Raw genomic sequence first — 22,682 nt, 5'->3', positions numbered from 1 at the left:
TCCGGCCCGGCGCGGGGCCGGGCCGCCTCATTGGCGCGTCAGACCCGCAGGCGCGGGTCCAGCGCGTCGCGCAGCGCGTCGCCCAGCACGTTGAAGGCCAGCACCACCACGAAGATCAGCACGCAGGGGATGACCGCGATGTGCGGGGCGAAGAACAGGAAGTTGCGCCCCTCGGACGCCATCGCGCCCAGCTCCGCCACCGGCGGCTGCGCGCCGAGGCCGAGGAAGGACAGCGCCGAGCCGAGCAGGATCACCTGCCCGAAGCGCAGCGTGGCGAAGACGAAGATCGGCGACAGGCAGTTGGGCGCCAGGTGGCGCAGGATCAGCCGGGCATCGTTCATGCCGGTGGCGCGCGCCGCCTCGATGTAGTCCTGCCGCATGATGACCAGCGCCGCGCCGCGCACGATGCGCGCCATCAGCGGCACCGTGGCCACCGAGAGCGCCAGCACCACCGCCGGCACGCCAGGGCCGAAGATGGCGGCGATGGCGAGGCCGAACAGGATGGCGGGGAAGGACAGCAGCACGTCCATCAGCCGCATCAGCAGCCCGTCGATGCGGCGGTAATAGGCGGCGGCGAAGCCCACCAGGGCGCCGATGCCACCGCCCAGCAGCACCGAGGCCAGCCCCATCATCATGGTGATGCGCAGGCCGTAGAGCAGCCGGGTGATCATGTTGCGGCCCTGGCTGTCGGCGCCGAGCAGCAGCCCGTTGGTGCCGGGCACCGCCATGGCGTTGGCCAGGTCGTTGTCGAAGGGGTCGGTCGGCGCCAGCCAGGGCGCCAGCAGCGCCGCCAGCACCAGCGCCACCACCAGCACGAAGGCGAAGGCCGCCACCGGCTCGCGCAGAAGCCGCTTCAGCATGCCCGGGCGCCGCGGCGCCGTGGGCTGGACCGGCGTGGCGGCGGTGGCCGCCACGGAATTCGCGCCGGCCATGCTCAGCCTCCACGCATGCGCGGATCGAGCGCCACATAGAGCACATCGACCACGAGGTTGACGAGAATGAAGCCCAGCGAGAGCACGATGATGGTGCCCTGCGCCATCGGGAAGTCGGAGGACAGGATCGCGCCCACAGCCAGCCGGCCGACGCCCGGCCAGGAGAACACCGTCTCGGTGACCACCGCGCCGCCGAGCAGGAAGCCGATCTGCAGGCCGATCAGCGTGACCACCGGGATCAGCGCGTTGCGCAGCGCGTGGTGCAGCACCACGGCGCTCTCGCTCAGCCCCTTGGCGCGGGCGGTGCGGACATGCTCGGCGCCCAGCACCTCCAGCACGGCGGTGCGCGTCATGCGCGCCACGGGGGCGATGAACACGCCGCCCAGCGTCAGCGCGGGCAGCGCGATGGAGCGCCAGCCCTCGACCGTCCAGAGCGGCCCGCCGCGCCCGGTGAAGGGCAGCCACTGCCACTGGAAGCCGACGAACCAGATCAGCATGAGCCCGAGGAAGAACACCGGCACCGAGCCGCCCGCCACCGAGAGGGCGGTGACGAAGCGGTCCAGCACCGAGCCGCGCCAGTAGGCGGCGATGGTGCCGAGCGCGATGCCGATCGGGATCGACCAGAACAGCGAGGCGAACATCAGCTCCAGCGTCGGGCCGATGGTGCCGCCCAGCTCCTGGGTGACGGCGACGTTGTTGATGATGGAAACGCCGAGATCACCCTGCAGCAGGCGCCACAGATAGATGCCGAACTGCACGTAGAGCGGCTGATCGAGGCCCAGCTCGCGCCGGATCTCCTGCACCAGCTCGGCGGTGGCGGTGGGGCCGGCGCGGACGATGGCGGGGTCGGTCGGCACCACCTGCATCAGCAGGAAGCCGATGAGCAGCACCCCGAACATCACGGGCACCGTCATCAGCAGGCGCTGGAAAACATGACGCAGCATGGTGTTAGTTCGCAGCTCCGGCCAGGGCGTCATCGGCCGCGGCGGCCTCGCCGTGGCGGTCGAAGATGACGCGCCCGCCGCGGAAGGTGAGGTCCGCCTGGGTGGTCAGGATCTCCTCCGGCGCGCAGGCCAGAAGGTCGCGCGAGAAGATGGCGATGTCGGCCTGCATGCCCGGCTCCAGCGTGCCGCGCTCGGCCTCGGCGAACTGGCTGTAGGCGCCGCACCAGGTGTAGCAGTGCATGGCCTGCTCCGGCGTCAGCCTCTCGCCCTCGCCCAGCACGGTGCCGCGGCTGGTCTTGCGGGTGACCATGGTGAACAGGTTGATGAACGGGTCCACCGTGCAGACGGGGCTGTCGGACGAGGCGGCGGGGTGGTGCCCCTCCTCCAGCCAGGTGCGCATCGGGTAGGCCACCTCGGCGCGCTCGCGCCCCAGGTTGCGGACGTAGAGGTCGCCGAACTCGTACATGAACACCGGCTGCGGCACCGGCAGGATGCCATGCGCCAGCATCCGCTTCCGCTGCGCGGCATTGAGGAAGCCGCAATGCTCGATGCGGTGGCGGCGGCCGGCGAGCGGCGCGCCCTCGCTGTCTGCCATCTCCATCGCCACCAGCACCTGCTCGATGGCGGCATCGCCGATGGCGTGGATGTCGAGCTGCCAGCCCTGGCGGTGGTAGTGGCCGAGCATTTCCTGCATCGCGCTGTCGGGGAAGCAGAAGATGCCGGTGCCGCCGCCCGCGCTCTCCAGGTAGGGGTCGAAGAAGGCGGCCGTCAGCCCGCCGGCCGAGCCGTCGCCGAACACCTTCACGGCGCCCCAGGCGAGCATCTCATCGGCCGTGGCGCCGGCGGAGATGTTGGGGCGCAGCCCCGCCTCCCAGGCCTGCTTCGCGATGCCCTCGGGGTTGCCCGCCAGCACCTGCCACATGCGCTGGCCGAGCTTCCCCTCGGCCGCGGCGCGGCGATAGGCGGCGATCTCGGCGAGGCCCGCCGTCATGCCCACATTCATGTCGCTGGCCGAGGCGAAGCCGAGGGCCGCGAGGTTCTGGCCGGCCTTCTCGATGGCGGCCACCATCTCCGTCTCGGAGGGCGGCGGCATGATGTCGCGCACCAGCCGCATCGCGCGTTCCTGGAACAGGCCGGTGAGGCGCCCGCCCTTGCGCTCGATGGCGCCGCCCTCGGGGTCCGGCGTGTTGTGGCCGACGCCGGCGAGCTTCATCGCCATGCTGTTGGCCACGGCCACGTGGCCGCAGGTGCGCGTCAGGAACACCGGATGGTCCGGCGCCACGCGGTCCAGCTCCTCGGCCAGCGGGTGGCGGCCGACATCCAGCTCGCCATGGTCGTAGCCGCGCCCGAGGATCCAGCCGCCCTTCGGCGTCTCGCGCGCGGCGGTGGCGACGCGCTTCAGGATCTCGTCCAGCGAGCGGACATTGTCCTCGGCGCGGAGGTTCACCTGGGAGAGGCCGAGCCCATAGGGCAGCAGGTGCATATGCGCTTCGTTCAGCGCCGGGGTGGCCACGCGGCCGCCAAGGTCGATGCGGCGCGTGGCGGCGCCCGCATGGGCCTCCACCGCATCCGCCGGACCCACCGCCAGCACGCGCCCGTCCTTCACGGCGAGCGCCTCGGCGAAGCCTCCCGAGAGGCCGCGGAAGATGCGGCCGCCGGTGATCAGCAGGTCGGCGCTCATGCGCGCCAGTCCAGCTTCGAGCCCTCGATCAGCTGCAGCGCCGAGCCCCAGGCCCATTCGCTGTGCGCGAGGGAGCGCTGCGGGTCGCCGTTGAACTGGGCGGCGGTCTTCAGGCGCACCTCCTCGGGCGGCAGCACCAGCTCGGCGCCGCCGGAGAGGGCGGCCACCTGCGCCTGGCAGGCGCGCTCCAGGTAGTAGATCAAATTGAACGCCTCGGGGATGCTGCGCCCGGCCACCAGCAGGCCGTGGTTGCGCAGGATCATCGCCTTGTGCTCGCCGAGGTCGGCCACCAGCCGGTCCCGCTCGTCGAGGTCGAGCGCCACGCCCTCATAGCCGTGATAGGCGAGGTGGCCGTAGAACTTCAGCGCGTGCTGGCTGATCGGCAGCAGCCCGTGCTTCTGCGCCGAGACAGCGATGCCGGCGGCGGTGTGGGTGTGCACCACGCACACCGCGTCCTCGCGCGCCATGTGCAGCGCGGAATGGATGGTGAAGCCCGCCGCGTTCACCGGCTTGCTCTCGGCGTCGCCCTCGACGACGTTGCCGTCGAGATCGATCTTCACCAGGTCGCTGGCGCGCATCTGGTCGAACAGCACGCCGTACTTGTTGATGAGGAAGTGGTGCTCCGGCCCCGGCACGCGCGCGCTGATGTGCGTGTAGATGAAGTCGGTCATGCGGAAATGCGCGACCAGCCGGTAGAGCGCGGCGAGGTCGCAGCGGACGCGCCACTCTTCCTCGGAACAGGCGAGGCGCGCGGGTGGCGTGGCGATATTCATGACCAACTCCCCTCAGGTTAGGGGAATGTCATCAGCCGGCCGGCGCCGCGTCAACAGGGTGTGAGGATGTTTGCGGCGCAGCAAAAGGCGATCTGCCTGCCCTGCAAGCAAATCCCTGCATCGCGCGCCCGCTTCACAGGCATTGCTGTGCGGCGCAGCAAATCCGCGCCGCCCGCCCTGCGATACCTGACCGAATAGACGGAGTTGCGGGCGGTTGCAAGCGAGCGGAATGAAATCCACCGCGCTCCCCTCCCCTCTGGCGCGATTCCTGCAATCCTGTGGCGCCGACTGGCATTCCGCCATCCGCCGCGAGAAGGATTCCCGCCCGTGCTTTCCCGTCTCCACACCGTAGCGGCCGCGCCGCTGCGGGCAAGCCTTCTGGCGGCCGGCGCACTCGCCGCGCTGCTCTCGCCGGCCGCCGCCCAGGCGCCCGCGCGCGAGGCCACGCTGCGCGTCGTGCTCAGCAACGAGCTGACCAGCATCGACCCGGTGCTCTCCACCGCCGCCTTCGTGCGCAACCACGGCTTCATGGTCTACGACCAGCTCTTCGCCGTGGACGGCAAGGGCATCGCGCGGCCGCAGATGGTGGAGAGCCACAGCGTCTCCGCCGATGCCATGACGCACCGTTTCACGCTGCGCCCGGGCCTGCTGTTCCATGACGGCGCGCCGGTGCGCGCGGCCGATGCGGTGGCCTCGATCCGCCGCTGGGGCCAGCGCGACGTGGTGGGCAAGGCGCTGGCCGCCTCCACCGCCTCGCTCGAGGTGATCGACGAGCGCAGCTTCGAGCTGAAGCTCTCCCGCCCCTTCGGCCCGGTGACGGATGCGCTGGCGCGCTCCACCGCAAGCGCGCTGTTCGTCATGCCCGAGCGCGTGGCGAACACCCCCGCCACCACCGCCATCACCGATGCCACCGGCTCCGGCCCGTTCATCATGGACCGCGAGAACTGGCGCATCGGCGACCGTGCCGTCTATCGCCGCAACCCGGCCTACACGCCGCGCGCCGAGCCGGCCGATGGCCTGGCCGGCGGCAAGGTGGTGAAGGTGGAGCGGCTGGAATGGCTCGCCATGCCGGATGCCTCGGTGGCCGCCAGCGCGCTGAGCAATGGCGAGATCGACTTCGTCGAGCACCCGGCGCCGGACCTGCTGCCGCTGTTGCAGAAGGCGCGCGGCGTCACCGTCGGGCTGATCAACCCGGTGGGCAGCATGGTGTGGCTGCGCATCAACCACACCCAGCCGCCCTTCGACAACCCGAAAGCCCGGCAGGCGCTGCTGCACGCCATCGACCAGAAGGAGGTGCTGCAGGGCCTCGGCATCCCGGCCGAGGACCAGGTGCCCTACTGCCCCGCCTACTTCATGTGCGGCACGCCGCTGGAGAGCACCGCCGGCGCCGTGGGCCTGCGCGACCCCGATCTCGGCCGCGCGCGCACTCTGCTGCGCGAGGCCGGCTACGACAACCGCCCCGTGGTGTTCCTGAACGGCGCTGACAATCCGCTGAACAACGGCTCCACCCTGGTGCTGGCGGAGCAGTTCAAGCGCGCCGGCATGAACATGGACGTGCAGACGCTGGACTGGGCCACCGTGACGGTGCGCCGCAACCGGCGCGAGCCGCCGGCCCAGGGCGGCTGGAACCTGTTCGTCACCATCGCCAACGCGCTGGACGCGGGCAGCCCGCTCTCCAACCTCTATCTCGCCAGCCCCTGCGAGGGCGGCCTCACCGGCTGGCCCTGCGACGCGAAGCTGGAGGAGCTGCGCCGCGCCTGGTGGGAGGAGCCGGATGCTGCCAAGCGCCGCACTCTGCTCGACGCCGTGCATGCCCGCGCCTACGAGGTGCTGCCCTACATCAATGCCGGGCAGTTCCGCACCAAGTCGGCCTGGCGCAGCAACCTGACCGGCGTGCTGCCGGCCACGGTGCCGGTGTTCTGGAACGTCGAGCGGAAGTAAGAGACTGAGAAGGGTTCTTTTTTGAAAAAAAGAACCAAAAAACTTTTGTCAGTCTGGCGGTGCGTCGGTTGAGGGCGCGCCGCCAGACCCGAAAAGTCTTTTTGCTTCTTTTTCTTCAGAAAAAGAAGATCCTTCAGTCCCGGTATCCGGGCTGCTCGCGGTCCATCTTCCGCTTCAGCGCCTGCCAGGGCAGCCAGCCCTTCACCGGGCTGTCCTTCGCCTGGGCGCGCACCCGCTCCACCATCTCGGCCGAGGGCATGGAGAGCGGCGCGCCGGTCGATTGCGCCGCCACCTGGATGCGGCAGGACTGCTCCAGGTAGTACATCCAGTAGAAGGCCTCGCCCACCGTGCGGCCGATGGTCAGCAGCCCGTGGTTGCGCAGGATCAGGCAGGGCTTGTCGCCCAGGTCGCGCACGATGCGCTCGCGCTCGGCGAGGTTGTCATCGGCCGCGATCCCCTCGTACTCGTGGACCGCCACGCGGTCGTGCAGCTCCATGTTCATCTGGTTCAGCGGCAGCAGGCCCCCCGCCTGGGCCGCCACCGTCATGCCGGCCAGGGTGTGGGTGTGCATCACGCATTGCGCCCGATCCACCGCGCGGTGCACGGCGGAGTGGATGACGAAGCCCGCCGGATTCACCGGCCAGGCGGTCTCCTGCAGCGGCTCGCCCTCCGCATCCACGGCGACGAGCGAGGAGGCGGTGATCTCCTCGAACAGCAGCCCGTAGGGGTTCACCAGGAAGCGGTGCCCCTCGCCCGGGATGCGCACGGAGAGGTGGGTGTAGACGAGGTCCGTCATGCCGAAATGCGCCAGCAGCCGGTAGGCGCAGGCGAGGTCCTCGCGCAGTTCGCGCTCGGTGAGGGCGCGGGCGGGGTCGGGGCGGACGGGGGGCGGGGGCAGCGGCATCAGTAGCCTCGCTCGGGGTCGTAGAGGTTGGGCAGCGGGCGGCCCGCCTCGAAATCGGCGATGGCGCCGGCGAGGTAGCGGGCGCGCTCCGGCCGGCTGGCCATGGAGGCCACATGCGGCGTCACCGTCACCTTGGGGTGCGCCCAGAGCGGGCTGCCGGGCGGCAGCGGCTCCTCCTCGAACACGTCCAGCACCGCACCGGCGAGATGGCCGGAGTCCAGCGCCGCCAGCAGGTCCGCCTCCCGCAGGTGGGAGCCGCGCCCGGCATTCACCAGTTCCGCCCCCGGTGGGAGTTGCGCCAGCAGGCGGGCGTCGATCAGCCCTTCCGTCTCCTTCGTCGAGGGCAGCAGGCAGACCAGGATGTCGGTGCCGGCGAGGAGTTCGGGCAGCTCCGCCGCGCCGGCGAAGCTCCGCACGCCGGGGATGTCCTTGCGCGAGCGCGCCCAGCCACGCACGGGGAAGCCCACCGATTGCAGCATCCGCGCCGCGTGGCCGCCGAGATTGCCGAGACCCATGATGCCGACCGTGCGGTCCTGGGCGTAGTGGCGCGTCTCGCGGTGGCGCCATTCGCCGGCCGCCTGGCCGAGCGCGAAGTGCCGCGCGTCCCGCAGCAGCGAGAGGCAGGACCAGAGGATGTACTCGCCCATGCGCTGCGCCGTCGCCTCGCCGCCCATGCGCACCAGGGGGATGTGGCGCGGCCAGGCCGGGTCGCAGGTGATGTGGTCCACGCCGGCGCCGGAGGAGAACACCGCCTTCAGCCTGGGCAGGCTCGCCAGCCAGCCATGCTGCGGCTCCCACACCAGGACGTAGTCCACCGCCTCCGGCGGCACGGCGGGGTCGGCCCACCAGCGCACGGTGATGCGCGGGTCCACCGCGCGGAAGCATTCCTGCCAGTCCGGCACGGCCTGCTCGCCGCCGGACTTCACCAGTAGCGTCACCACCTGTCGCAAACCCTCATCCGCCGCCCCTCATCCTCGCCCGTCGCGAGGAGCGGAACCTGCGCCGCCACCCCGGCCGCGTCCAGGGGCGGCGCGGCGCGGCGGGGTGCTTTTCGCACCGGCCCGGGCCGCGCGGCGCCGGCCCTTTGGTCATTCTGTGCAAGGCACAGGCAGCCCTTGCAACCGGAAGGGGAACGGGGCGAGGCTGCGCCCTGGCATTCCGCATCCCCAGGGTCTCGATGAGCGACTCCTATTTCCCCTTCGCCACCGGCTTCCGCACCACCCCCTACTGGTGGGACGAGGCCGAGCCCGAGGCGCGCGACGCGGAGCTGCCCGAGAGCGCGGAGATCGCCATCGTCGGCGGCGGCTATGCCGGGCTGTCCGCGGCGCTGACCCTGGCGCGGATGGGCCACGCGCCGCTGGTGCTGGAAGCCGAGCGGATCGGCTGGGGTGCCTCCTCGCGCAACGGGGGCATGGTCTCGGGCGGGCTGAAGGTGGCCACGGGGGCGCTGCGGCGGCAGCTCCCGCCGGAGCAGGTGCAGGCCATCGGCAGCGCCGCCGCCGCCAGCTTCCCCTTCCTGGAGGAGCTGCTGACGCGCGAGGCGATCGAGTGCGACTATGTGCGCTGCGGCCGCTTCACCCCCGCCTGGACGCCGCGCCACTACGAGGCGATGGCCGCCCGCGCCCCCGCCCTGCAGGCGCTCACCGGCCTGCCGGTGCGGATGCTGCCGCGCGAGCGCCAGCGCGAGGCCCTGGGCAGCGACCACTACCATGGCGGCATGCTGGCCGAGGCCTGCGGCAGCCTGCACCCGGCCAAGTATGCGCGCGGCCTGGCCGAGGCCGCCGAACGGGCCGGCGCCGTGCTGGCCGATGGCGTGCGGGTGCGCGGCATCCGCCAGCACGGCACCGGCTTCCGGCTGGACACCACCCTGGGGGAGCTGGCGGCCAACACGGTGCTGGTCACCACCAACGGCTATTCCCGCGCGCCCGATGGCGGCGGCGCCATGCCCTGGCTGACACGGCGGCTGATTCCCGTGGGCTCCTACATCATCGCCACCGAGCCGCTGGATACGGATTTCGTCGAGGGCCTCTTCCCCGGCCGGCGCATGATCAGCGACAGCCGGCGGGTGCTGAACTACTTCCGCCCCTCGCCGGACGGCACGCGCATCCTGTGGGGCGGCCGCGCCAGCTTCGCGCCCGTCGCGCCGGAAGTGGCGGCGCCGGTGCTGCGGCAGTCGATGCTGGAGGTCTTCCCCGAGCTGGCCGAGATCCGCCTGACCCATGGCTGGACCGGCAACGTCGCCTTCACCTTCGACTTCCTGCCGCATATCGGCGTGCAGGACGGGCTCTACTACGCCGCCGGCTGCCAGGGCTCGGGCGTCGCCATGGCAAGCTGGCTCGGCCACAACGTGGCGCTGAAAATGGCGGGCGCCGCCAGCGAGCCCTTCGCGCTGGACGGGCTGAACTTCCCCGCCCCGCCGGGCTACCGCGGCAATCCCTGGTTCCTGCCGCTGGTCGGCGAATGGTACCGGCTGCGCGACAGGCTGGACCGGATGCTGGGCTGAGCGGCGCCGCCGCTCAGGAGGGCCGCAGCAGCGCGGCGCGCCAGTCGGTGGAGAGCACCGCGTCGGTCAGCGCGGCGAGCGGGTAGAGCGCCACCGTCCAGGCGCCGGCGCCGGTATAGGCCAGCAGGCCCGGATAGATGGCGAAGCGGTAGTAGAGCAGCGCCGCCGCCACCGGCAGCACCAGCAGCGCCACGCGCTCCAGCAGGTGGCGCAGCAGCATCGGCGCCAGGTGGTCGGCGAGGGCGAAGGCGGCGTGGTCCGGGCTGAGGCCGAGGCGGCGCTCCAGCGTGGCCAGCGCCTCGCGCAGCAGCGTGGCGGTGAAGCCGCCGCCGGGCAGCGCGGCGCGAAGGCGGTGGTGCTGGTCGCGGATCAGGTGGAACAGGATCAGCCGCGCCTGCCGCCCCGGCGGCAGCCGCGTCACCCACCAGAAGCGCAGGTGCGGCGCCGAGAAATGCGCGGCCATGCCCACGCCATAGGCCGTCCAGCCCAGGGCCGCGAGCACGATCAGGCCGGTGGCGATGCGCTCCAGCTCCACCGGCGCATCCAGCCACACCGCCGTGGCGTGCAGCCCCAGCAGCGCCGCCAGCAGCGCGAAGGAGGGCCAGATGACGCCCACCACCTGCTCCACCACCGCGGCATCCAGCAGGGCGCGGGCCAGCGGGCCGGAGAGGCCCTTGCCATCCTCGAAGGCCTCGCGCAGCGGGGTGCCCCAGCGCCCCGCCACCCATTCGCCCAACTGCCGCCCGGCGAAGCCCGCCGCGTTGTCCATCATCGCCGGCATCCTCGACCTTTGCGTGGAGTTTGATAGCGTCACGCCCCAAGGCAAGGCTGCATGGATTCCTTCTCGACCCTTCTGCTCGACCTCACCGGCCTGTTCCTGGCCAGCCGCACCGCCGCGCTGCGCCCGGTGGAGGCGGCGCTGCACGCGCTGCGCCCGGACGCCCCCGGCGCCGGGACGCCCGACCAGATGGCCGCCGCCGTGGCGGAGCTGGCGCGCGGGCTGGCGGCGGAGGGGCGCTTCGGCGAGCCGCAGGCCGACCTCGCCGCCGCCGCGCTGCGCCGCGCCGGGCAGGCGGTGCCGCAGCGCGCCAGCCTGCCGGCGCTGGAGGCGCAGGTGATCGCGGCGCTGGGGCCGCTGCCGGAGCTGGAGCCGCTGGCCGCATTGGCGCTGGCCGTGGCCCGGCTGCGCCAGCCGCGCCTCGCCCGCGCCGCCCAGGTGCGCATGGCGCCCGAAGCCCCCATCTTGGAAGCCCGGCCCGATGCCGGGAAGGAGGGCACCCTGGTCACCGACGTTTTCCAGAGCATCACCGGGCTGATCGGCAACAACCCGTTCTTCGCGGAATTCCAGAAGCAGGCGGAGGAGGAGAAGCGGCGCATGGGGCGTGTGAACATCCTGGTGGCCGGCAAGACCGGCGCCGGCAAGAGCACGCTGGTGAACGCCGTGTTCGGCGAGGCGGTGGCCCGCACCGGCATGGGCCGCCCCGTGACGCAGGACATCGCCTGGTACGAGCCGCCCAACCTGCCGGTGCGCCTGTGCGACACCAAGGGGCTGGAGATGGAAGGCTTCCAGGCCACGCTGGCGGCGCTGGAGGGCGAGATCGAGCGCGCCAATGCCAGCGGGCAGTTCGACCAGCGCATCCACATCCTCTGGCTGTGCATCAGCGAGCCGGGCACGCGGGTGGAGGAAGGCGAGCGCGCCGTGGCGCGGCTCTGCGCCCGGCACGGCATCCCGGCGGTGGTGATCCTGACCAAGGCGATCGGCCCGCGCGCCTTCCAGGACACGGTGAAGCAGGAGATCCCCGAGGCGCGGCAGATCGTCCGCGTGCTGGCCGAGCCGTGGGACGACCGCCCGCCCTTCGGCCTCGACGAGCTGATCCGCGTCACCGAGGCGGTGCTGCCGGAGGCGCGGCAGGCCGCCTTCATCGCGGCGCAGCGGGTGGATGTGGAGCGCAAGCGCAAGCGGGCGCTGAAGATCGCGGCCGGTGCCGCGGCCTCCGCCGCTGGTGCCGCCGCCGTGCCGATCCCGGTGGCGGATGCGGCGGGCGTCTTCGCGGTGAATGCCGGCATGATCGCCGCCATCGCCACCGCCATGGGCGTCTCGCTGGACCGCGACAGCATGCTGGCGCTGGCCGCCAGCCTGGCGGGCGCCCTGGCCACCTCGGCGGGCGGCCGGATGATCGCCGGGCAGGTGCTGAAGTTCATCCCCGGCATCGGCAGCCTGGCGGGCGGCGCCATCACGGCGGCTGTGGCCGGCAGCACCACCTATGGCCTGGGCTACGGCTTCACCGAGTATCTCTGCCGCTTCCACGCCGCGCGCGGCCACATGCCGGAGGGTGACGAGCTGCGCGAGGGCTTCCGCAAGTTCTGGGAAAGCTGGGGCGAAAAGGAGAAGTCCCCCCACGCCTGATTCCAGGCCGCCCGCTTGTTTCCCATTTTGCTTTCAGTGCGCGCCTCGCCTTGCCAGGAAGGCGGGGCGCCAGCGGGAAAAAGTTTTGGGGCTTTTTCCCAAAAAGAACTTTTCTCTCTGTCTTACAGCTTCTTCGCCCGGTCGAGCAGGGCGTCGAGCTTGGTGCAGGTGGCTGCGGTGACGTTGCCGTCGCCGACGGCGGCGTTCATCTCGGTCATGATGGCGGCGGCGGCCTCGGCCTTGCTCTGCGCCTTGGGGGCCAGGGCCTCGGCGATGGCGGAGGCCTTCAGCATGGCGTCATCGGGGGAGCAGGCGGCGAAGGCGGCGGGGACGAGGGAGAGGGTGATCAGGGCCGTGGCGGCGAGCGTCTTCAGCATGTCGTCTCTCTGTGCGGTGGCGGGCGGGTTGCCCCGCCGGCCTGGAGGCTAACACCGCTCCCCGCGCCTGGAGCGCGGCGCTGAGCCTCATTCTCACGCCGCGCGCGCCTGTGTCAGGTGAGCAGCCCGTAGAACATCCGCGCCGCCGTGATGGCGAGGAACACCGCGAAGGCGCGCTTGAGCGCCAGCGGCGGGATGGTGTGCGCCAGATGCACCCCCCAGGGCGTGGCGAGGATCGAGCTCGGCACGATCAGCGCGAAGCCGATCAGGTTGACGTAGCCCACCGAGAAGGGCGGCAGGTCCTCCACCCCCCAGCCGCCATAGAGGAAGCCCAGCGTCGCCGGGATCGAGATGATCAGCCCGAACACCGAGGAGGTGGCGACGGCGGAGCGGATCGGCGTGCCGAACATCGACAGGATGGGTACCCCCACCGTGCCGCCGCCGATGCCCATCATGGCCGAGACGGTGCCGATGAAGCCGCCGATGCCCCACAGGCCGGGGCCGCGCGGCGTGATGTCGCGCAGTTTGAAGTCCACGCCCGTGAAGCCCATGTTGAGCGCGACCAGCAGCGCGATGGTGGCGAACACCGCCGAGAGCGCCTCGCCGTGCAGCCAGATGGCGAGCACCGTGCCGAGCACGACGCCGAGGATCATCGACGGCCAGATGGCCTTGAGCAGCCCGGTGTCGATGGCGCCCTTGGCGTGGTGCTTGCGGGCCGAGACGATCGAGGTGGGGATGATGGTGGCGAGGCTGGTGCCGACGGCCAGCTTCATCTGCACCGCCTCGGGGATGCCGAGCAGCGGAAAGACGTTGAACAGCACCGGCACGATGACGATGCCGCCGCCGACGCCGAGCAGCCCGGCCAGGGTGCCGGAGAGCAGGCCGGTGATCGCCATCGCGACGGCGAGACCCGCAAGCCAGAGCGGGTCGGACATATGTTCCATGCAGAGGGGACCTTGGCGGCAGGAAGGCGGGAATGCACCCTGTGCTTACACCCCACTTCCGGCGTCGTCAGCCCGTGCCACCCATCACCGATCTGCTGATCACCGATCCCTGGTTCTATGCGCTGGCCGTGCCGGCGCTGCTGGTCACCGGCATCAGCAAGGGCGGCTTCGCCTCGGGGGGCGGCAACCTCTCGGTGCCGGCCATGGCGCTGCTGCTGCCGGCGCCGCAGGCCGCCGCCATCAGCCTGCCCGTGCTCTGCGCCATGGACATCGCCGGGCTGCGCGCCTGGTGGGGGCGCTGGAGCCGGCGGGAGATGCTGGCCATCCTCCCCGGCGGGCTGCTCGGCATCCTGCTCGGCAGCCTGGCCTTCGGCGCCATGAGCGACCGGATGACCAAGCTGATGGTGGGCGTCATCGCGCTGGCCTTCCTGGCGCGCACGCTGTGGCTCTCCCGCCGCGGCGGGCCACCGGAGGCGGCGGCGCCGAGTCGGTGGCGGGGCGGCTTCTGGTCCACCGTCTCGGGCTTCACCAGCACCATCGCCCATGCCGGCGGGCCGCCGCTCGCCGTCTATCTCTACCCGCTGCGGCTGGAGCGCGCCCGGCTGGCGGCGACGACGGTGGTGTTCTTCGGGGTGGTCAACTACGTCAAGCTGGTGCCCTATGCGCTGCTCGGGCAATTGAGCCCGGGCAACCTGCTCACCAGCCTGGTGCTGCTGCCGCTGGCGCCCCTCGGCGTGCGGCTGGGCGTCTGGCTGCAGGGGCGCATCAGCGACAAGGTGTTCTACCAGTTGATCCACATTCTTTTGGCACTCACCGGCTGCAAGCTGGTGGCGGACGGGCTGGGGCTGTGAGCGGCGCCCCCGTCCTCGGCGTGCCCCCTCTTGGTGTGCTGGGCGGCATGGGACCGCTGGCCAGCGCCCAGTTCATGCTGCGCCTGACGCTGCTGACCCCCGCCACGCGCGACCAGGACCACCTGCCCGCCATCCTCTGGTCCGACCCCCGCGTGCCGGACCGCACGGCGGCGCGCCTCTCAGGGGGCGAGGACCCGCTGCCCTGGCTGGCGCGCGGCATCGCCGGGCTGGAGGCGGCGGGGTGCGGCGCCATCGCCATCCCCTGCAACACCGCCCATGGCTGGTACGAGGGGATGGTTGCGGCCACCGGCCTGCCCATCCTGCACATCGTCGACGCCGCGGCCGAGGAACTGGCGCGGCAGGGCGTGACGGGCGGCCCCATCGGCGTGATGGGCACGGCCGGCACGCTGGCCATGCGGCTCTACCAGGAGCGGCTGGAAGGGCGCGGCTATGACTGCCTCACCCCCACCGAGGCCGAGATGGAGTCGCTCGTCTCCCCCGGCATCGCGCTGGTGAAGGCCAACCGCGTGGCCGAGGCCTATCCGCCGCTGGCCGAGGCGGCCGCCAACCTCAAGGCGCGCGGCGCGCGGGCGGTGGTGCTGGGCTGCACCGAGATCCCGCTCGGCATCCTGGCAGGGCCTCACGCCGAGATCGGGGTGCCGCTCATCGACACCATCGATGCTCTGGCCCTCGCGGCGCTGCGCTGGGCGAAGAAAATCTAGGTCAGGAATCTTCTTTTTCTGAAGAAAAAGAAGCAAAAAGACTTTTCGAGTTGGGCGCTGCGCCATTCATCCGCGCAGCGCCGAACCCACGGTTACCCTTTCAGCATCGCCGCCGTGTCCGCCGCCCCCATCGCCATCGCCGCCTGCGCGGCGGTGTTGCCCATCGCGTCCCGCGCCGCCGGGTTGGCGCCGGCGGCCAGTAATTGCCGCACAATCTCCACGCGGTTGAACATCGCGGCCGTCATCAGCGCGGTGCGGCCATCGGGGCCGCTGCCATCCACCGCCGCGCCATGCTCCAGCAGCACCGCCACCACATCCGCCGCCCCCTTGAAGGCGGCGCCGGCCAGCGGCGTCTGGCCCCGGTCGTTGACGATCCCGGGGTCCGCGCCATGCTCCAGCAGCACCCGCACCGCCTCGGCATGGCCGTGATAGGCGGCCAGCATCAGCAGCGTATCGCCCTTGTCGTTCCGCAGGTTGGGCGGCAGGCCCTGGCGCAGGAACCCGTCCAGCGCCTCCGCCTGGCCTGCACGGGCGCAGCCGAACACATGCCCGGCGAAGGCGATCACCTCCTCGTCCGGCACGGGCGGCGGGGTGGGGTTGTCCTGGGTCATGGGCTCTGGCTCCTCTGCGGCTGCGGATAAGGGGCGCCCCCGCCCCCTGGACAACCCCGCCCCACGGCGCGAGCCTGCCCGCACCACGTTCAGACGCCGCCGGAGCCGCCTCGCCTTGCCCTCCTCCTCCCGCCGCCCCTGGGTGGGCGTGCCCGCCTGCCACCGCGACCTCGGCGGCCATTGGCAGCACGCCACCCCCTCCCGCTACATGCTGGCCCTCGCCGAGGGTGCCGGCGCCCGCCCCGTGCTGATCCCGCCGCTGGCCGGCAGCCTCGACGTGGAGGGCTTCCTGGACCGGCTGGACGGGCTCCTCATCCCCGGCTCGCCGAGCAATGTGCAGCCCGCCCTCTATGGCGGCGCCCCGCCGCCCGAGGGCGAACTGGAGGACCCGGCGCGCGATGCCACCGCCCTGCCCCTGATCCGCGCCGCCATCGCGCGCGGGATGCCGGTGCTAGCCATCTGCCGGGGGCTGCAGGAGATGAACGTGGCCTTCGGCGGCACGCTGCACGGCCGGCTGCACCTGCTGCCGGGGCGCGACGACCACCGCGGCCAGGGCACGACGCCCGAGGAACGCTACCGCCACCGTCACGCCGTCAGCGCCGAGGGGCTGCTGCGCGCCGTGACCGGACAGAAGGAGATCCGCGTGAATTCCGTGCACATGCAGGGCATCGACCGTGTCGCCCCCGGTCTCGCCGTGGAGGCGCTCGCGCCGGACGGCACGGTGGAGGCGCTGCGCCCCGAAGCCGCCACCGGCTTCCAGCTCGCCGTGCAGTGGCACCCGGAGTGGCGCTTCCAGGAGGACGCGCCGAGCACCGCCCTGTTCCGCGCCTTCGGCGCTGCCTGCGCGGGGGTGGCGCCATGAGCGGCTGGCAGGCCCGTGCCGGCAGCCCCTTCGCGCGTGAGAAGCAGCCGGCGCTGGCGAGCAAGGGGATGGTGGTGACCAACCACCCCGTCGCCTCCGCGGCGGGGGCGGAGATGCTGCTTTCGGGCGGCAACGCCATCGACGCCGCCATCGCTGCGCTGTTCACCCTGACGGTGGTGGAGCCGATGATGGTCGGCACCCTCGGCGGCGGCGTGGCCCATATCCGCCTGGCCGATGGGCGGCATGTGGTGCTGGACGGCCTCTCCACCGCCCCCGCCGCCGCACGGCCGGACATGTACCGCCCCGTCTCCGACACCCTGCCGGACTACCAGGAGACGGAAGGGCTGGAGAACAAGGTGGGCGTGCTGGCCATGGGCGTGCCCGGCGCCCTGGCCGGCTGGTGCCAGGCGCTGGCCGCGCACGGCACCCTGCCGCTGGAGGAGGTGCTGCGCCCGGCCATCCGCGCCGCCGCCGAGGGCTTCCGCGTCACCGCCTACCTCACCGGCGCCATCGCCGACGCGGCGGCGGACCTGGCGCGCGACCCCGGCCTTGCCGCCACCTTCCTGCCCGATGGCGCGCCGCCGGCGCCAGGGATTCTGCTGCGCCAGCCGGTGCTGGCGGAGTCGCTGCGGCTGATCGCGCAGGAAGGCCCCTCCGCCCTCTATGGCGGCGAGCTGGGCCGGGCGCTGGCCGCGCACATGGCGGCCAGCGGCGGACTGATCACCCTTGCCGACCTGGAGGCCTACCGCGTGGCGGAGCGCGCGCCGATCGTCGGCCACTACCGCGGCTTCGAGGTGCTGGCGCCGCCGCCCCCCTCCTCCGCCGGCGTGCATGTGACGCAGATGCTGAACCTGCTGGAGGGCTACGACCTCGCGGCCCTCGGCTCCGGCAGCGCGGCGACCATCCACCTGCTGGCCGAGGCGCTGAAGATGGGCTTCGCCGACCGCGGCGCCGCCACCGCCGACCCGGCCTTCGTCAAGGTGCCGGTGGAACTGCTGACCAGCAAGGACTACGCCGCCAGCCGCCGCGCCCTGCTGCGCGAGGACGCGGCGCAGGACTGGACCCCCGGCATCCCGCCCGGCGAGATCCTCGCCGAATCGGCCAACACCACCCATGTCACGGTGGCGGATTCGGCCGGCAACATCGTCGCCTCCACCCAGACCATCAACAGCCTGTTCGGGGCCCGCTTCTCGATCCCCGGCACCGGGCTGATCGCCAACAACTACATGTACAATTTCGACCCGCATCCGGGCCGCGCGCTCTCCGTGGCGCCGGGCAAGCGGGTCTTCACCTCGATGGCGCCCACCATCGTGCGGAAGGACGGCAAGCCGGCCTTCGCGCTCGGCCTGCCGGGGGGCCTGCGCATCTTCGGCTCGGCCATGCAGGCGGTGATCAACCTGATCGACCACGGCATGGAGTTGCAGGACGCGGTGGAGGCGCCGCGCATCTGGACCCAGGGCCACGTGCTGGAGCTGGAGCCCACCGTCTCGGCCGAGGCGGAGGCGAAGCTCACCGCCCTCGGCCACCGGGTGCAGCGCGTGAAGCATATCGGCGGCGGCATGGGCGCGGTGCGCTTCCGCGCGGACGGCATGATCGAGGGCGCCGCCTGCTGGCGGGCGGATGGCACGCCGGTCGGCCTCTCGGGCGGGCTGGCGCGGCCGGATGTGCGCTTCAACCCGGACGTGGCGCAGCGCTGAAGCGCCCGCCCCGCCCATAAAAAAAGCCGCCCGGCGACGGGCGGCTTCCTCTCACCCGCGCGGGTGCCGCCTCAGGGGCAGTCGCAGCCATCGGTGGGGCCGGATTCGCCCCGCACCACATGGTGGTCGATCCATTCGGAGACCAGCCGCCGCGCCTCGTTCACCGAGGCTTCCGGATGGTGAATCCGGTACAGGGCCGTGCAGGCACGGAAGGACGACAGGTCGTCATTCCCCGTCTCCCGCAGCTCGCGATACGCAGTCACCACCGCCCGCTCGCAACGCCGGGTGATGTGGCTGAAATCGATGCCCATCCGCATTACTCCTGCAGTTGCGAGACAAATGAGAATCGCTCGCAACTCATCCCTGGGGAGTTATAGTCTCATCTGAACAGGCGTTCAAGTTTCCTATGCCCGTCCAGGCCCGGTCCGCCGGGTCGGCACCGCCCCTTTGTCGGGGTCCGGCGCCGATCCGGCAAGCGTGGCCGATGACGGCCGGCCACGCCCCGTGGCGTCAGCCGCCGGCCGCGACGGCCTGGGCCAGGGCGCGGCCCACATCCTCGGTGCCGGCCTGGCCGCCCAGGTCGCGCGTGCGCGGCCCGCCTTCGGCCAGCAGCTTCTCGATGCAGCGCAGGATGGCGTCCGCCGCCTCCTTCTCGCCCAGGTGCTCCAGCATCATCGCGCCGGACCAGATCTGGCCGATCGGGTTGCAGATGAACTTGCCGGCGATGTCCGGCGCCGAGCCGTGCACCGGCTCGAACATCGAGGGATGCGCCTTCTCGGGGTTGATGTTGGCCGAGGGCGCGATGCCGATGGAGCCCGCCACCGCCGGGCCGAGATCCGAGAGGATGTCGCCGAACAGGTTGGAGCCCACCACCACGTCGAACCAGTCCGGGTGCTGCACGAAGTGGGCGCAGAGGATGTCGATGTGGAACTGGTCGGTGGTGATGCCGGGATAGGACTTGGCCATCTCGGCGAAGCGCTCGTCCCAGTAGGGCATGGTGAAGGTGATGCCGTTGGACTTGGTGGCGCTCGTCAGCTTCTTGCGCGGCCGCGTCTGCGCCAGCTCGAAGGCGTATTTCAGCACCCGGTCCACGCCGTGGCGGGTGAACACGCTCTCCTGGCTGACGAACTCGCGCGGCGTGCCCTCGAACATGCGGCCACCGGAGGAGGAGTACTCGCCCTCGGTGTTCTCGCGCACCACGTAGAAGTCGATATCGGCCGGGCCGCGATTGGCCAGCGGGGTCTTGGTGCCGGGCATCAGCTTGCAGGGGCGCAGGCTGATATACTGGTCGAAGCCGCGGCGGATCGGGATCAGCAGGCCCCACAGCGAGACATGGTCCGGCACCCCCGGCCAGCCCACGGCGCCGAGGAAGATGCTGTCGCTCTCGCCGAGCCGCTCCAGCCCGTCCTCCGGCATCATGCGGCCGGTGTTCTTGTAGGTCTCGCAGGACCAGTCGTAGTGGTCGAGCTTGAGGTCGAAGCCGAAGCGCCGCGCCGCGGCATCCAGCACGCGCAGCCCCTCGGGCACGGTCTCCTTGCCGATGCCATCCCCAGGGACGACGGCGATGCGATAGGATCGGGACATGGGCGCGTTCTTCTCCGGTGTCGTGTCGACTGCCGACACAGTGCCGCCACCGCCGCGGCCCGGCAAGACGCCCTCCCCCGCCTCAGAGCCAGCCGCGCAGCCGGATCGTCGCCGCGACGCGCGCCACCTCGTCGAGCGGCGCGCGGGCGAAGGGCCCGGGCGCCGCGTCGAGCGGCCGGGCCTGGCCGGCCTCGTAGAGGCTGCGCCACAGCCGCCGGTGGCGCGGCGCCTCCGTGGTCTCGGCGATGAGGAGGGGCGCGGCGGTGGCAAGCGCCTCGCTCAGCATGGAGACCGAGTCGCCCGTCGCAACGATGATGTCGGCCCAGGCGAGGAAGCCGGCATAGGGGTTGGGGCCGGTGCTGCCCCAGCCATGCAGGCGGTGCGGCGTGCCGGCCAGGGCCGCCGCCACCGCCAGGGTCGCCGCCGTGCCGCTGCGCCGGCTGGTGGTGGCCAGCACGCTGCCGCCGAGGCCCGCCGCCTGCCGCGCCAGCCCGGCCGCCAGCGCCGGCTCCAGCCCCTCCCCCCGCACCGCGCCGCCCAGCAGCAGCGCCACGCGCGGCGCGGGCAGCGCCGCCAGGGCGGCCCACTCCGCCCGCGCCTCCGCCAGCCGGCGCGGGCTCATCCGGTGGCAGGCGCCGAGGATGGGCAGGATGTTGGGCGCCGCCGCCGGCGCGTCGTGCCGGCCGATCACCAGCAGGTCGAACCCCGCCGCGCCGAAGCCCGGCCGCATGGCGTGCACGGTGCGCGCGCCGCGCCGCGCCAGCCAGCGCGCCACCGGCGCCGAGCGCCGCCCGGCCGAGAGCACCAGCCGCGGCCAGTGCGGCGTGCCCTGGGGCGGCCGGATGCCCGCCCGTGCCGCGCCGGTCAGCCCCGCCAGCGTGGGCACCGGCCAGGGCAGCCGCGCCAGCGGGCCCCATTCCAGCGGAATCACGCGGAAGGGCGCGTCCAGCCGCTCGGCGATGCCCAGCGCCTGCGCCGCCGTGCCGGCGCGCGGATCGGCCAGCACCCACACCGGGCGCGCATCCGTCATGGACGCCACTCTGTCATGGACGCCACTCTGTCATGGACGCACCGGGCGCCCGGCGTTACGAACCGCCGTAAAAGGAGAAGCCCCTGCCATGCCCTCGACCCACGCCTCCGACTGGGACCGCGACGCCGCGCTCACCACCGCCCGCATCCTGCTGGAGATCAAGGCCGTCAACTTCCGGCCCGAGGAGCCCTACACCTTCACCAGCGGCTGGAAGAGCCCCGTCTACATCGACTGCCGCAAGATCATCTCCTTCCCCCGCGCGCGCAACCGCATCTGCGACCTGGCGGTGGAGAAGATCGGCCGCCACATCGGCTACGAGACGATCGAGGCGGTGACGGGCGGCGAGACGGCCGGCATCCCCTACGCCGCCTGGATCGCCGACCGGATGATGGCGCCGATGTCCTATGTGCGGAAGAAGCCCAAGGGCTTCGGCCGCAACGCGCAGATCGAGGGCGACGTGCCCGAGGGCAAGCGCACCCTGCTGGTCGAGGACCTGACGACGGACGGCGCCAGCAAGATCCGCTTCGCCCAGGCGCTGCGCGACGCTGGCGCCATCTGCAACGACACCTTCGTGGTGTTCTTCTACGGCGTGTTCCCGGGCGGCCAGGAGCGGCTGAAGGAGATCAACCTCAACCTGCTGCACCTCGCCACCTGGTGGGACGTGCTGGAGGTGTGCCGCGAGCGCCCCTACTTCGCCGAGGGCGCGCTGAAGGAGGTCCGCAAGTTCCTGGAGGACCCCACCGGCTGGTCCAAGGCGCATGGCGGCGTCGGCAGCGTCGAGGAAGCCAAGCTCGCCTGAGGACGCGGGGAGCCGGGCGGCGGGGGCCGCCCGCCCCCGGCGTGTCCGGGCGGCGACGGTGGCGCCGAATCCTGCGCCCGCGCCCCGGCCATGGCCACGCCACCGTTGCGGCAGAGGGGTTCCGGAAGGAATGATGACACTTTCCTGACCGGACCCCGTCGCCGATGTGCCGCTTCCTCGCCTATCTGGGCGAACCCATCTTCCTCTCGGATCTCGTCTGCGCCCCGCGCCATTCGCTGATCCACCAGTCGATGCACGCCGACGAGGGCAAGACCGCCACCAATGGCGACGGCTTCGGCCTCGGCTGGTATGGCGAGCGGGAGGAGCCGGGCCTCTACCGCGAGATCCGCCCCGCCTGGTCGGACGAGAACCTTCGCTCGCTCTGCGCCCAGGTGCGCTCGCGCCTGTTCTTCGCGCATGTGCGCGCCTCCACCGGCACCTCCACCACGCGCGCCAACTGCCACCCCTTCAGCCACGGGCGGCAGCTCTTCATGCACAACGGGCAGGTGGGGGACTACCTCCGCATCAAGCGGCGCATCGAGGCGCTGATCCCGGATTCGCTCTACGCCCACCGCCAGGGCACGGGCGACACGGAGGCGCTGTTCCTCGCCGCCCTGGCAGACGGGCTGGCAGAGGCGCCGGCCCCGGCCCTCTCCCGCACCCTCGGCCGCGTGCTGGGGATGATGCGAGAGGCCGGCATCCGCGCGCCGCTGCGCTTCGCCGCCGCGCACAGCGATGGCGAGACCCTCACCTGCTTCCGCTGGTCCTCCGACGCGCACCCGCCCACCCTCTACTGGCGCGAGGGCTGCGGCGGCGTGATGGTGGTCTCGGAGCCGGTGGATGAGCGCGGCGCCGGCTGGCAGCCCATACCGCCCAACCATGTGCTGGTGGCGCGGCGGGGGGAGGCGGTGACGCTCCGGCCCTTCGCGGTGACAGCTTCTTCTTTTTCTGAAGAAAAAGAAGCAAAAAGACTTTTCGAGTTTGGCGGCGCACTAGGGCCTGTTAGAGCTTGAGCCAGTCGGCGGCTGCTGCGAGGCAGAGGATGCCGATGAAGGATCGGGCGGTCTTCTCGTAGCGGGTGGCGACGGCACGCCATTCTTTGAGGCGGGCCCAAAGGTTC

The 22,682-nt window shown here is 71.9% G+C and carries 22 protein-coding genes and 1 pseudogene; 9 read left to right on the top strand and 14 right to left on the bottom strand.

Features of this window, described 5'->3' with window-relative positions; genetic code table 11:
• Positions 1–38: 38 nt before the first annotated feature.
• Genes CR165_RS00115 through CR165_RS00100 form a run of 4 tightly spaced genes read right to left on the bottom strand, consistent with a single transcriptional unit; the run spans position 39 to position 4,330 of the window.
• Positions 39–932, bottom strand: coding sequence for an ABC transporter permease (locus CR165_RS00115; RefSeq protein WP_109514935.1), 894 nt, complete (start codon positions 930–932; stop codon positions 39–41).
• Positions 933–934: 2 nt separating this feature from the next.
• Positions 935–1,876, bottom strand: a complete 942-nt coding sequence (locus CR165_RS00110; protein ID WP_109514934.1) for an ABC transporter permease — start codon at positions 1,874–1,876, stop codon at positions 935–937.
• 4 nt (positions 1,877–1,880) lie between these two features.
• Positions 1,881–3,557 (bottom strand): amidohydrolase, encoded by a 1,677-nt coding sequence (locus tag CR165_RS00105; RefSeq protein ID WP_109514933.1) that lies wholly within the window; start codon positions 3,555–3,557, stop codon positions 1,881–1,883.
• Complete coding sequence (locus CR165_RS00100) at positions 3,554–4,330, bottom strand: class II aldolase/adducin family protein (RefSeq protein ID WP_109514932.1); 777 nt, start codon at positions 4,328–4,330, stop codon at positions 3,554–3,556. Before CR165_RS00100 ends, CR165_RS00105 begins: the two co-directional genes overlap by 4 nt.
• A 327-nt stretch (positions 4,331–4,657) precedes the next feature.
• On the opposite strand from CR165_RS00100, the gene CR165_RS00095 reads away from it, so the two are divergent.
• A complete protein-coding gene (locus CR165_RS00095; protein ID WP_245906014.1) occupies positions 4,658–6,271 on the top strand; it encodes an ABC transporter substrate-binding protein in 1,614 nt (537 codons plus the stop codon).
• Between the two features lie 133 nt (positions 6,272–6,404).
• On the opposite strand, the gene CR165_RS00090 is transcribed toward CR165_RS00095, so the two are convergent.
• Positions 6,405–7,175, bottom strand: a complete 771-nt coding sequence (locus CR165_RS00090; protein WP_109514931.1) for a class II aldolase/adducin family protein — start codon at positions 7,173–7,175, stop codon at positions 6,405–6,407.
• On the bottom strand, positions 7,175–8,116 hold the full coding sequence (locus CR165_RS00085) for a 2-hydroxyacid dehydrogenase (RefSeq protein ID WP_109514930.1): 942 nt from the start codon (positions 8,114–8,116) through the stop codon (positions 7,175–7,177). Before CR165_RS00085 ends, CR165_RS00090 begins: the two co-directional genes overlap by 1 nt.
• A 236-nt stretch (positions 8,117–8,352) precedes the next feature.
• Between CR165_RS00085 and CR165_RS00080 the strand changes: the two genes are divergently transcribed.
• The gene (locus tag CR165_RS00080) at positions 8,353–9,678 is read left to right on the top strand and encodes an NAD(P)/FAD-dependent oxidoreductase (protein ID WP_109514929.1); all 1,326 of its coding nucleotides are present in this window, start codon (positions 8,353–8,355) and stop codon (positions 9,676–9,678) included.
• 13 nt (positions 9,679–9,691) lie between these two features.
• Here CR165_RS00080 and CR165_RS00075 read toward each other — a convergent pair whose 3' ends face one another.
• Positions 9,692–10,450 (bottom strand): hypothetical protein, encoded by a 759-nt coding sequence (locus CR165_RS00075; RefSeq protein WP_109514928.1) that lies wholly within the window; start codon positions 10,448–10,450, stop codon positions 9,692–9,694.
• 60 nt (positions 10,451–10,510) lie between these two features.
• Here CR165_RS00075 and CR165_RS00070 point away from each other — a divergent pair, with 60 nt between their 5' ends.
• The gene (locus CR165_RS00070) at positions 10,511–12,085 is read left to right on the top strand and encodes a YcjF family protein (RefSeq protein ID WP_109514927.1); all 1,575 of its coding nucleotides are present in this window, start codon (positions 10,511–10,513) and stop codon (positions 12,083–12,085) included.
• Between the two features lie 122 nt (positions 12,086–12,207).
• Here CR165_RS00070 and CR165_RS00065 read toward each other — a convergent pair whose 3' ends face one another.
• Both CR165_RS00065 and CR165_RS00060 read right to left on the bottom strand, forming a co-directional pair.
• Entirely contained in the window at positions 12,208–12,462 is a 255-nt protein-coding gene (locus tag CR165_RS00065; protein ID WP_109514926.1) for a hypothetical protein, read from the bottom strand.
• A gap of 113 nt (positions 12,463–12,575) precedes the next feature.
• A complete protein-coding gene (locus CR165_RS00060) occupies positions 12,576–13,406 on the bottom strand; it encodes a sulfite exporter TauE/SafE family protein (RefSeq protein ID WP_109514925.1) in 831 nt (276 codons plus the stop codon).
• A 32-nt stretch (positions 13,407–13,438) separates the two neighbouring features.
• Between CR165_RS00060 and CR165_RS00055 the strand changes: the two genes are divergently transcribed.
• Positions 13,439–14,257 (top strand): sulfite exporter TauE/SafE family protein, encoded by an 819-nt coding sequence (locus CR165_RS00055; RefSeq protein WP_109514924.1) that lies wholly within the window; start codon positions 13,439–13,441, stop codon positions 14,255–14,257.
• Positions 14,254–14,979 (top strand): cysteate racemase, encoded by a 726-nt coding sequence (cuyB, locus tag CR165_RS00050; RefSeq protein ID WP_245906012.1) that lies wholly within the window; start codon positions 14,254–14,256, stop codon positions 14,977–14,979. The genes CR165_RS00055 and cuyB overlap by 4 nt, the downstream gene beginning before the upstream one ends.
• A gap of 92 nt (positions 14,980–15,071) precedes the next feature.
• Here cuyB and CR165_RS00045 read toward each other — a convergent pair whose 3' ends face one another.
• The gene (locus tag CR165_RS00045; RefSeq protein WP_109514923.1) at positions 15,072–15,590 is read right to left on the bottom strand and encodes an ankyrin repeat domain-containing protein; all 519 of its coding nucleotides are present in this window, start codon (positions 15,588–15,590) and stop codon (positions 15,072–15,074) included.
• 115 nt (positions 15,591–15,705) lie between these two features.
• Here CR165_RS00045 and CR165_RS00040 point away from each other — a divergent pair, with 115 nt between their 5' ends.
• Both CR165_RS00040 and ggt read left to right on the top strand, forming a co-directional pair.
• Positions 15,706–16,452 (top strand): gamma-glutamyl-gamma-aminobutyrate hydrolase family protein, encoded by a 747-nt coding sequence (locus tag CR165_RS00040; RefSeq protein WP_245906010.1) that lies wholly within the window; start codon positions 15,706–15,708, stop codon positions 16,450–16,452.
• Entirely contained in the window at positions 16,449–18,149 is a 1,701-nt protein-coding gene (ggt, locus tag CR165_RS00035) for a gamma-glutamyltransferase (RefSeq protein WP_109514921.1), read from the top strand. The genes CR165_RS00040 and ggt overlap by 4 nt, the downstream gene beginning before the upstream one ends.
• 71 nt (positions 18,150–18,220) lie before the next feature.
• Here ggt and CR165_RS00030 read toward each other — a convergent pair whose 3' ends face one another.
• From CR165_RS00030 to CR165_RS00020, 3 genes are all read right to left on the bottom strand, one after another.
• Positions 18,221–18,460 carry a hypothetical protein gene (locus tag CR165_RS00030; protein ID WP_109514920.1) on the bottom strand — a complete coding sequence of 80 codons (240 nt, stop codon included), beginning with the start codon at positions 18,458–18,460 and terminating at the stop codon, positions 18,221–18,223.
• A 199-nt stretch (positions 18,461–18,659) separates the two neighbouring features.
• On the bottom strand, positions 18,660–19,733 hold the full coding sequence (locus CR165_RS00025; protein WP_109514919.1) for a tartrate dehydrogenase: 1,074 nt from the start codon (positions 19,731–19,733) through the stop codon (positions 18,660–18,662).
• Positions 19,734–19,815: 82 nt separating this feature from the next.
• A complete protein-coding gene (locus CR165_RS00020; RefSeq protein WP_109514918.1) occupies positions 19,816–20,763 on the bottom strand; it encodes a mitochondrial fission ELM1 family protein in 948 nt (315 codons plus the stop codon).
• 88 nt (positions 20,764–20,851) lie between these two features.
• Here CR165_RS00020 and CR165_RS00015 point away from each other — a divergent pair, with 88 nt between their 5' ends.
• Positions 20,852–21,562, top strand: coding sequence for an orotate phosphoribosyltransferase (locus CR165_RS00015; RefSeq protein ID WP_109514917.1), 711 nt, complete (start codon positions 20,852–20,854; stop codon positions 21,560–21,562).
• 164 nt (positions 21,563–21,726) lie between these two features.
• On the top strand, positions 21,727–22,575 hold the full coding sequence (locus tag CR165_RS00010; RefSeq protein ID WP_109514916.1) for a class II glutamine amidotransferase: 849 nt from the start codon (positions 21,727–21,729) through the stop codon (positions 22,573–22,575).
• On the opposite strand, the pseudogene CR165_RS00005 reads toward CR165_RS00010, so the two are convergent.
• Positions 22,565–22,682, bottom strand: a pseudogene (locus CR165_RS00005) (IS5-like element ISMex42 family transposase); the annotation flags it as partial. The gene CR165_RS00010 and the pseudogene CR165_RS00005 overlap by 11 nt on opposite strands.

This window comes from Teichococcus aestuarii (assembly GCF_003116135.1).
Taxonomy (GTDB): domain Bacteria; phylum Pseudomonadota; class Alphaproteobacteria; order Acetobacterales; family Acetobacteraceae; genus Pseudoroseomonas; species Pseudoroseomonas aestuarii.
The sequence above is the reverse complement of the archived record's forward strand: the minus strand, read 5'-3'. Positions and strand labels throughout refer to the sequence as shown.

Bases quoted from the DNA above. Each gene is read 5' to 3' on its own strand.
- CR165_RS00045 (WP_109514923.1), bottom strand. From the start codon at position 15,590: ATGACCCAGGACAACCCCACCCCGCCGCCCGTGCCGGACGAGGAGGTG.
- CR165_RS00080 (WP_109514929.1), top strand. From the start codon at position 8,353: ATGAGCGACTCCTATTTCCCCTTCGCCACCGGCTTCCGCACCACCCCC.
- CR165_RS00060 (WP_109514925.1), bottom strand. From the start codon at position 13,406: ATGGAACATATGTCCGACCCGCTCTGGCTTGCGGGTCTCGCCGTCGCG.
- CR165_RS00115 (WP_109514935.1), bottom strand. From the start codon at position 932: ATGGCCGGCGCGAATTCCGTGGCGGCCACCGCCGCCACGCCGGTCCAG.
- CR165_RS00020 (WP_109514918.1), bottom strand. From the start codon at position 20,763: ATGACGGATGCGCGCCCGGTGTGGGTGCTGGCCGATCCGCGCGCCGGC.
- CR165_RS00055 (WP_109514924.1), top strand. From the start codon at position 13,439: ATGCACCCTGTGCTTACACCCCACTTCCGGCGTCGTCAGCCCGTGCCA.
- CR165_RS00090 (WP_109514931.1), bottom strand. From the start codon at position 7,175: ATGCCGCTGCCCCCGCCCCCCGTCCGCCCCGACCCCGCCCGCGCCCTC.
- CR165_RS00100 (WP_109514932.1), bottom strand. From the start codon at position 4,330: ATGAATATCGCCACGCCACCCGCGCGCCTCGCCTGTTCCGAGGAAGAG.
- CR165_RS00025 (WP_109514919.1), bottom strand. From the start codon at position 19,733: ATGTCCCGATCCTATCGCATCGCCGTCGTCCCTGGGGATGGCATCGGC.
- CR165_RS00075 (WP_109514928.1), bottom strand. From the start codon at position 10,450: ATGATGGACAACGCGGCGGGCTTCGCCGGGCGGCAGTTGGGCGAATGG.
- CR165_RS00015 (WP_109514917.1), top strand. From the start codon at position 20,852: ATGCCCTCGACCCACGCCTCCGACTGGGACCGCGACGCCGCGCTCACC.
- CR165_RS00110 (WP_109514934.1), bottom strand. From the start codon at position 1,876: ATGCTGCGTCATGTTTTCCAGCGCCTGCTGATGACGGTGCCCGTGATG.
- CR165_RS00010 (WP_109514916.1), top strand. From the start codon at position 21,727: ATGTGCCGCTTCCTCGCCTATCTGGGCGAACCCATCTTCCTCTCGGAT.
- CR165_RS00030 (WP_109514920.1), bottom strand. From the start codon at position 18,460: ATGGGCATCGATTTCAGCCACATCACCCGGCGTTGCGAGCGGGCGGTG.
- CR165_RS00105 (WP_109514933.1), bottom strand. From the start codon at position 3,557: ATGAGCGCCGACCTGCTGATCACCGGCGGCCGCATCTTCCGCGGCCTC.
- ggt (WP_109514921.1), top strand. From the start codon at position 16,449: ATGAGCGGCTGGCAGGCCCGTGCCGGCAGCCCCTTCGCGCGTGAGAAG.
- CR165_RS00065 (WP_109514926.1), bottom strand. From the start codon at position 12,462: ATGCTGAAGACGCTCGCCGCCACGGCCCTGATCACCCTCTCCCTCGTC.
- CR165_RS00070 (WP_109514927.1), top strand. From the start codon at position 10,511: ATGGATTCCTTCTCGACCCTTCTGCTCGACCTCACCGGCCTGTTCCTG.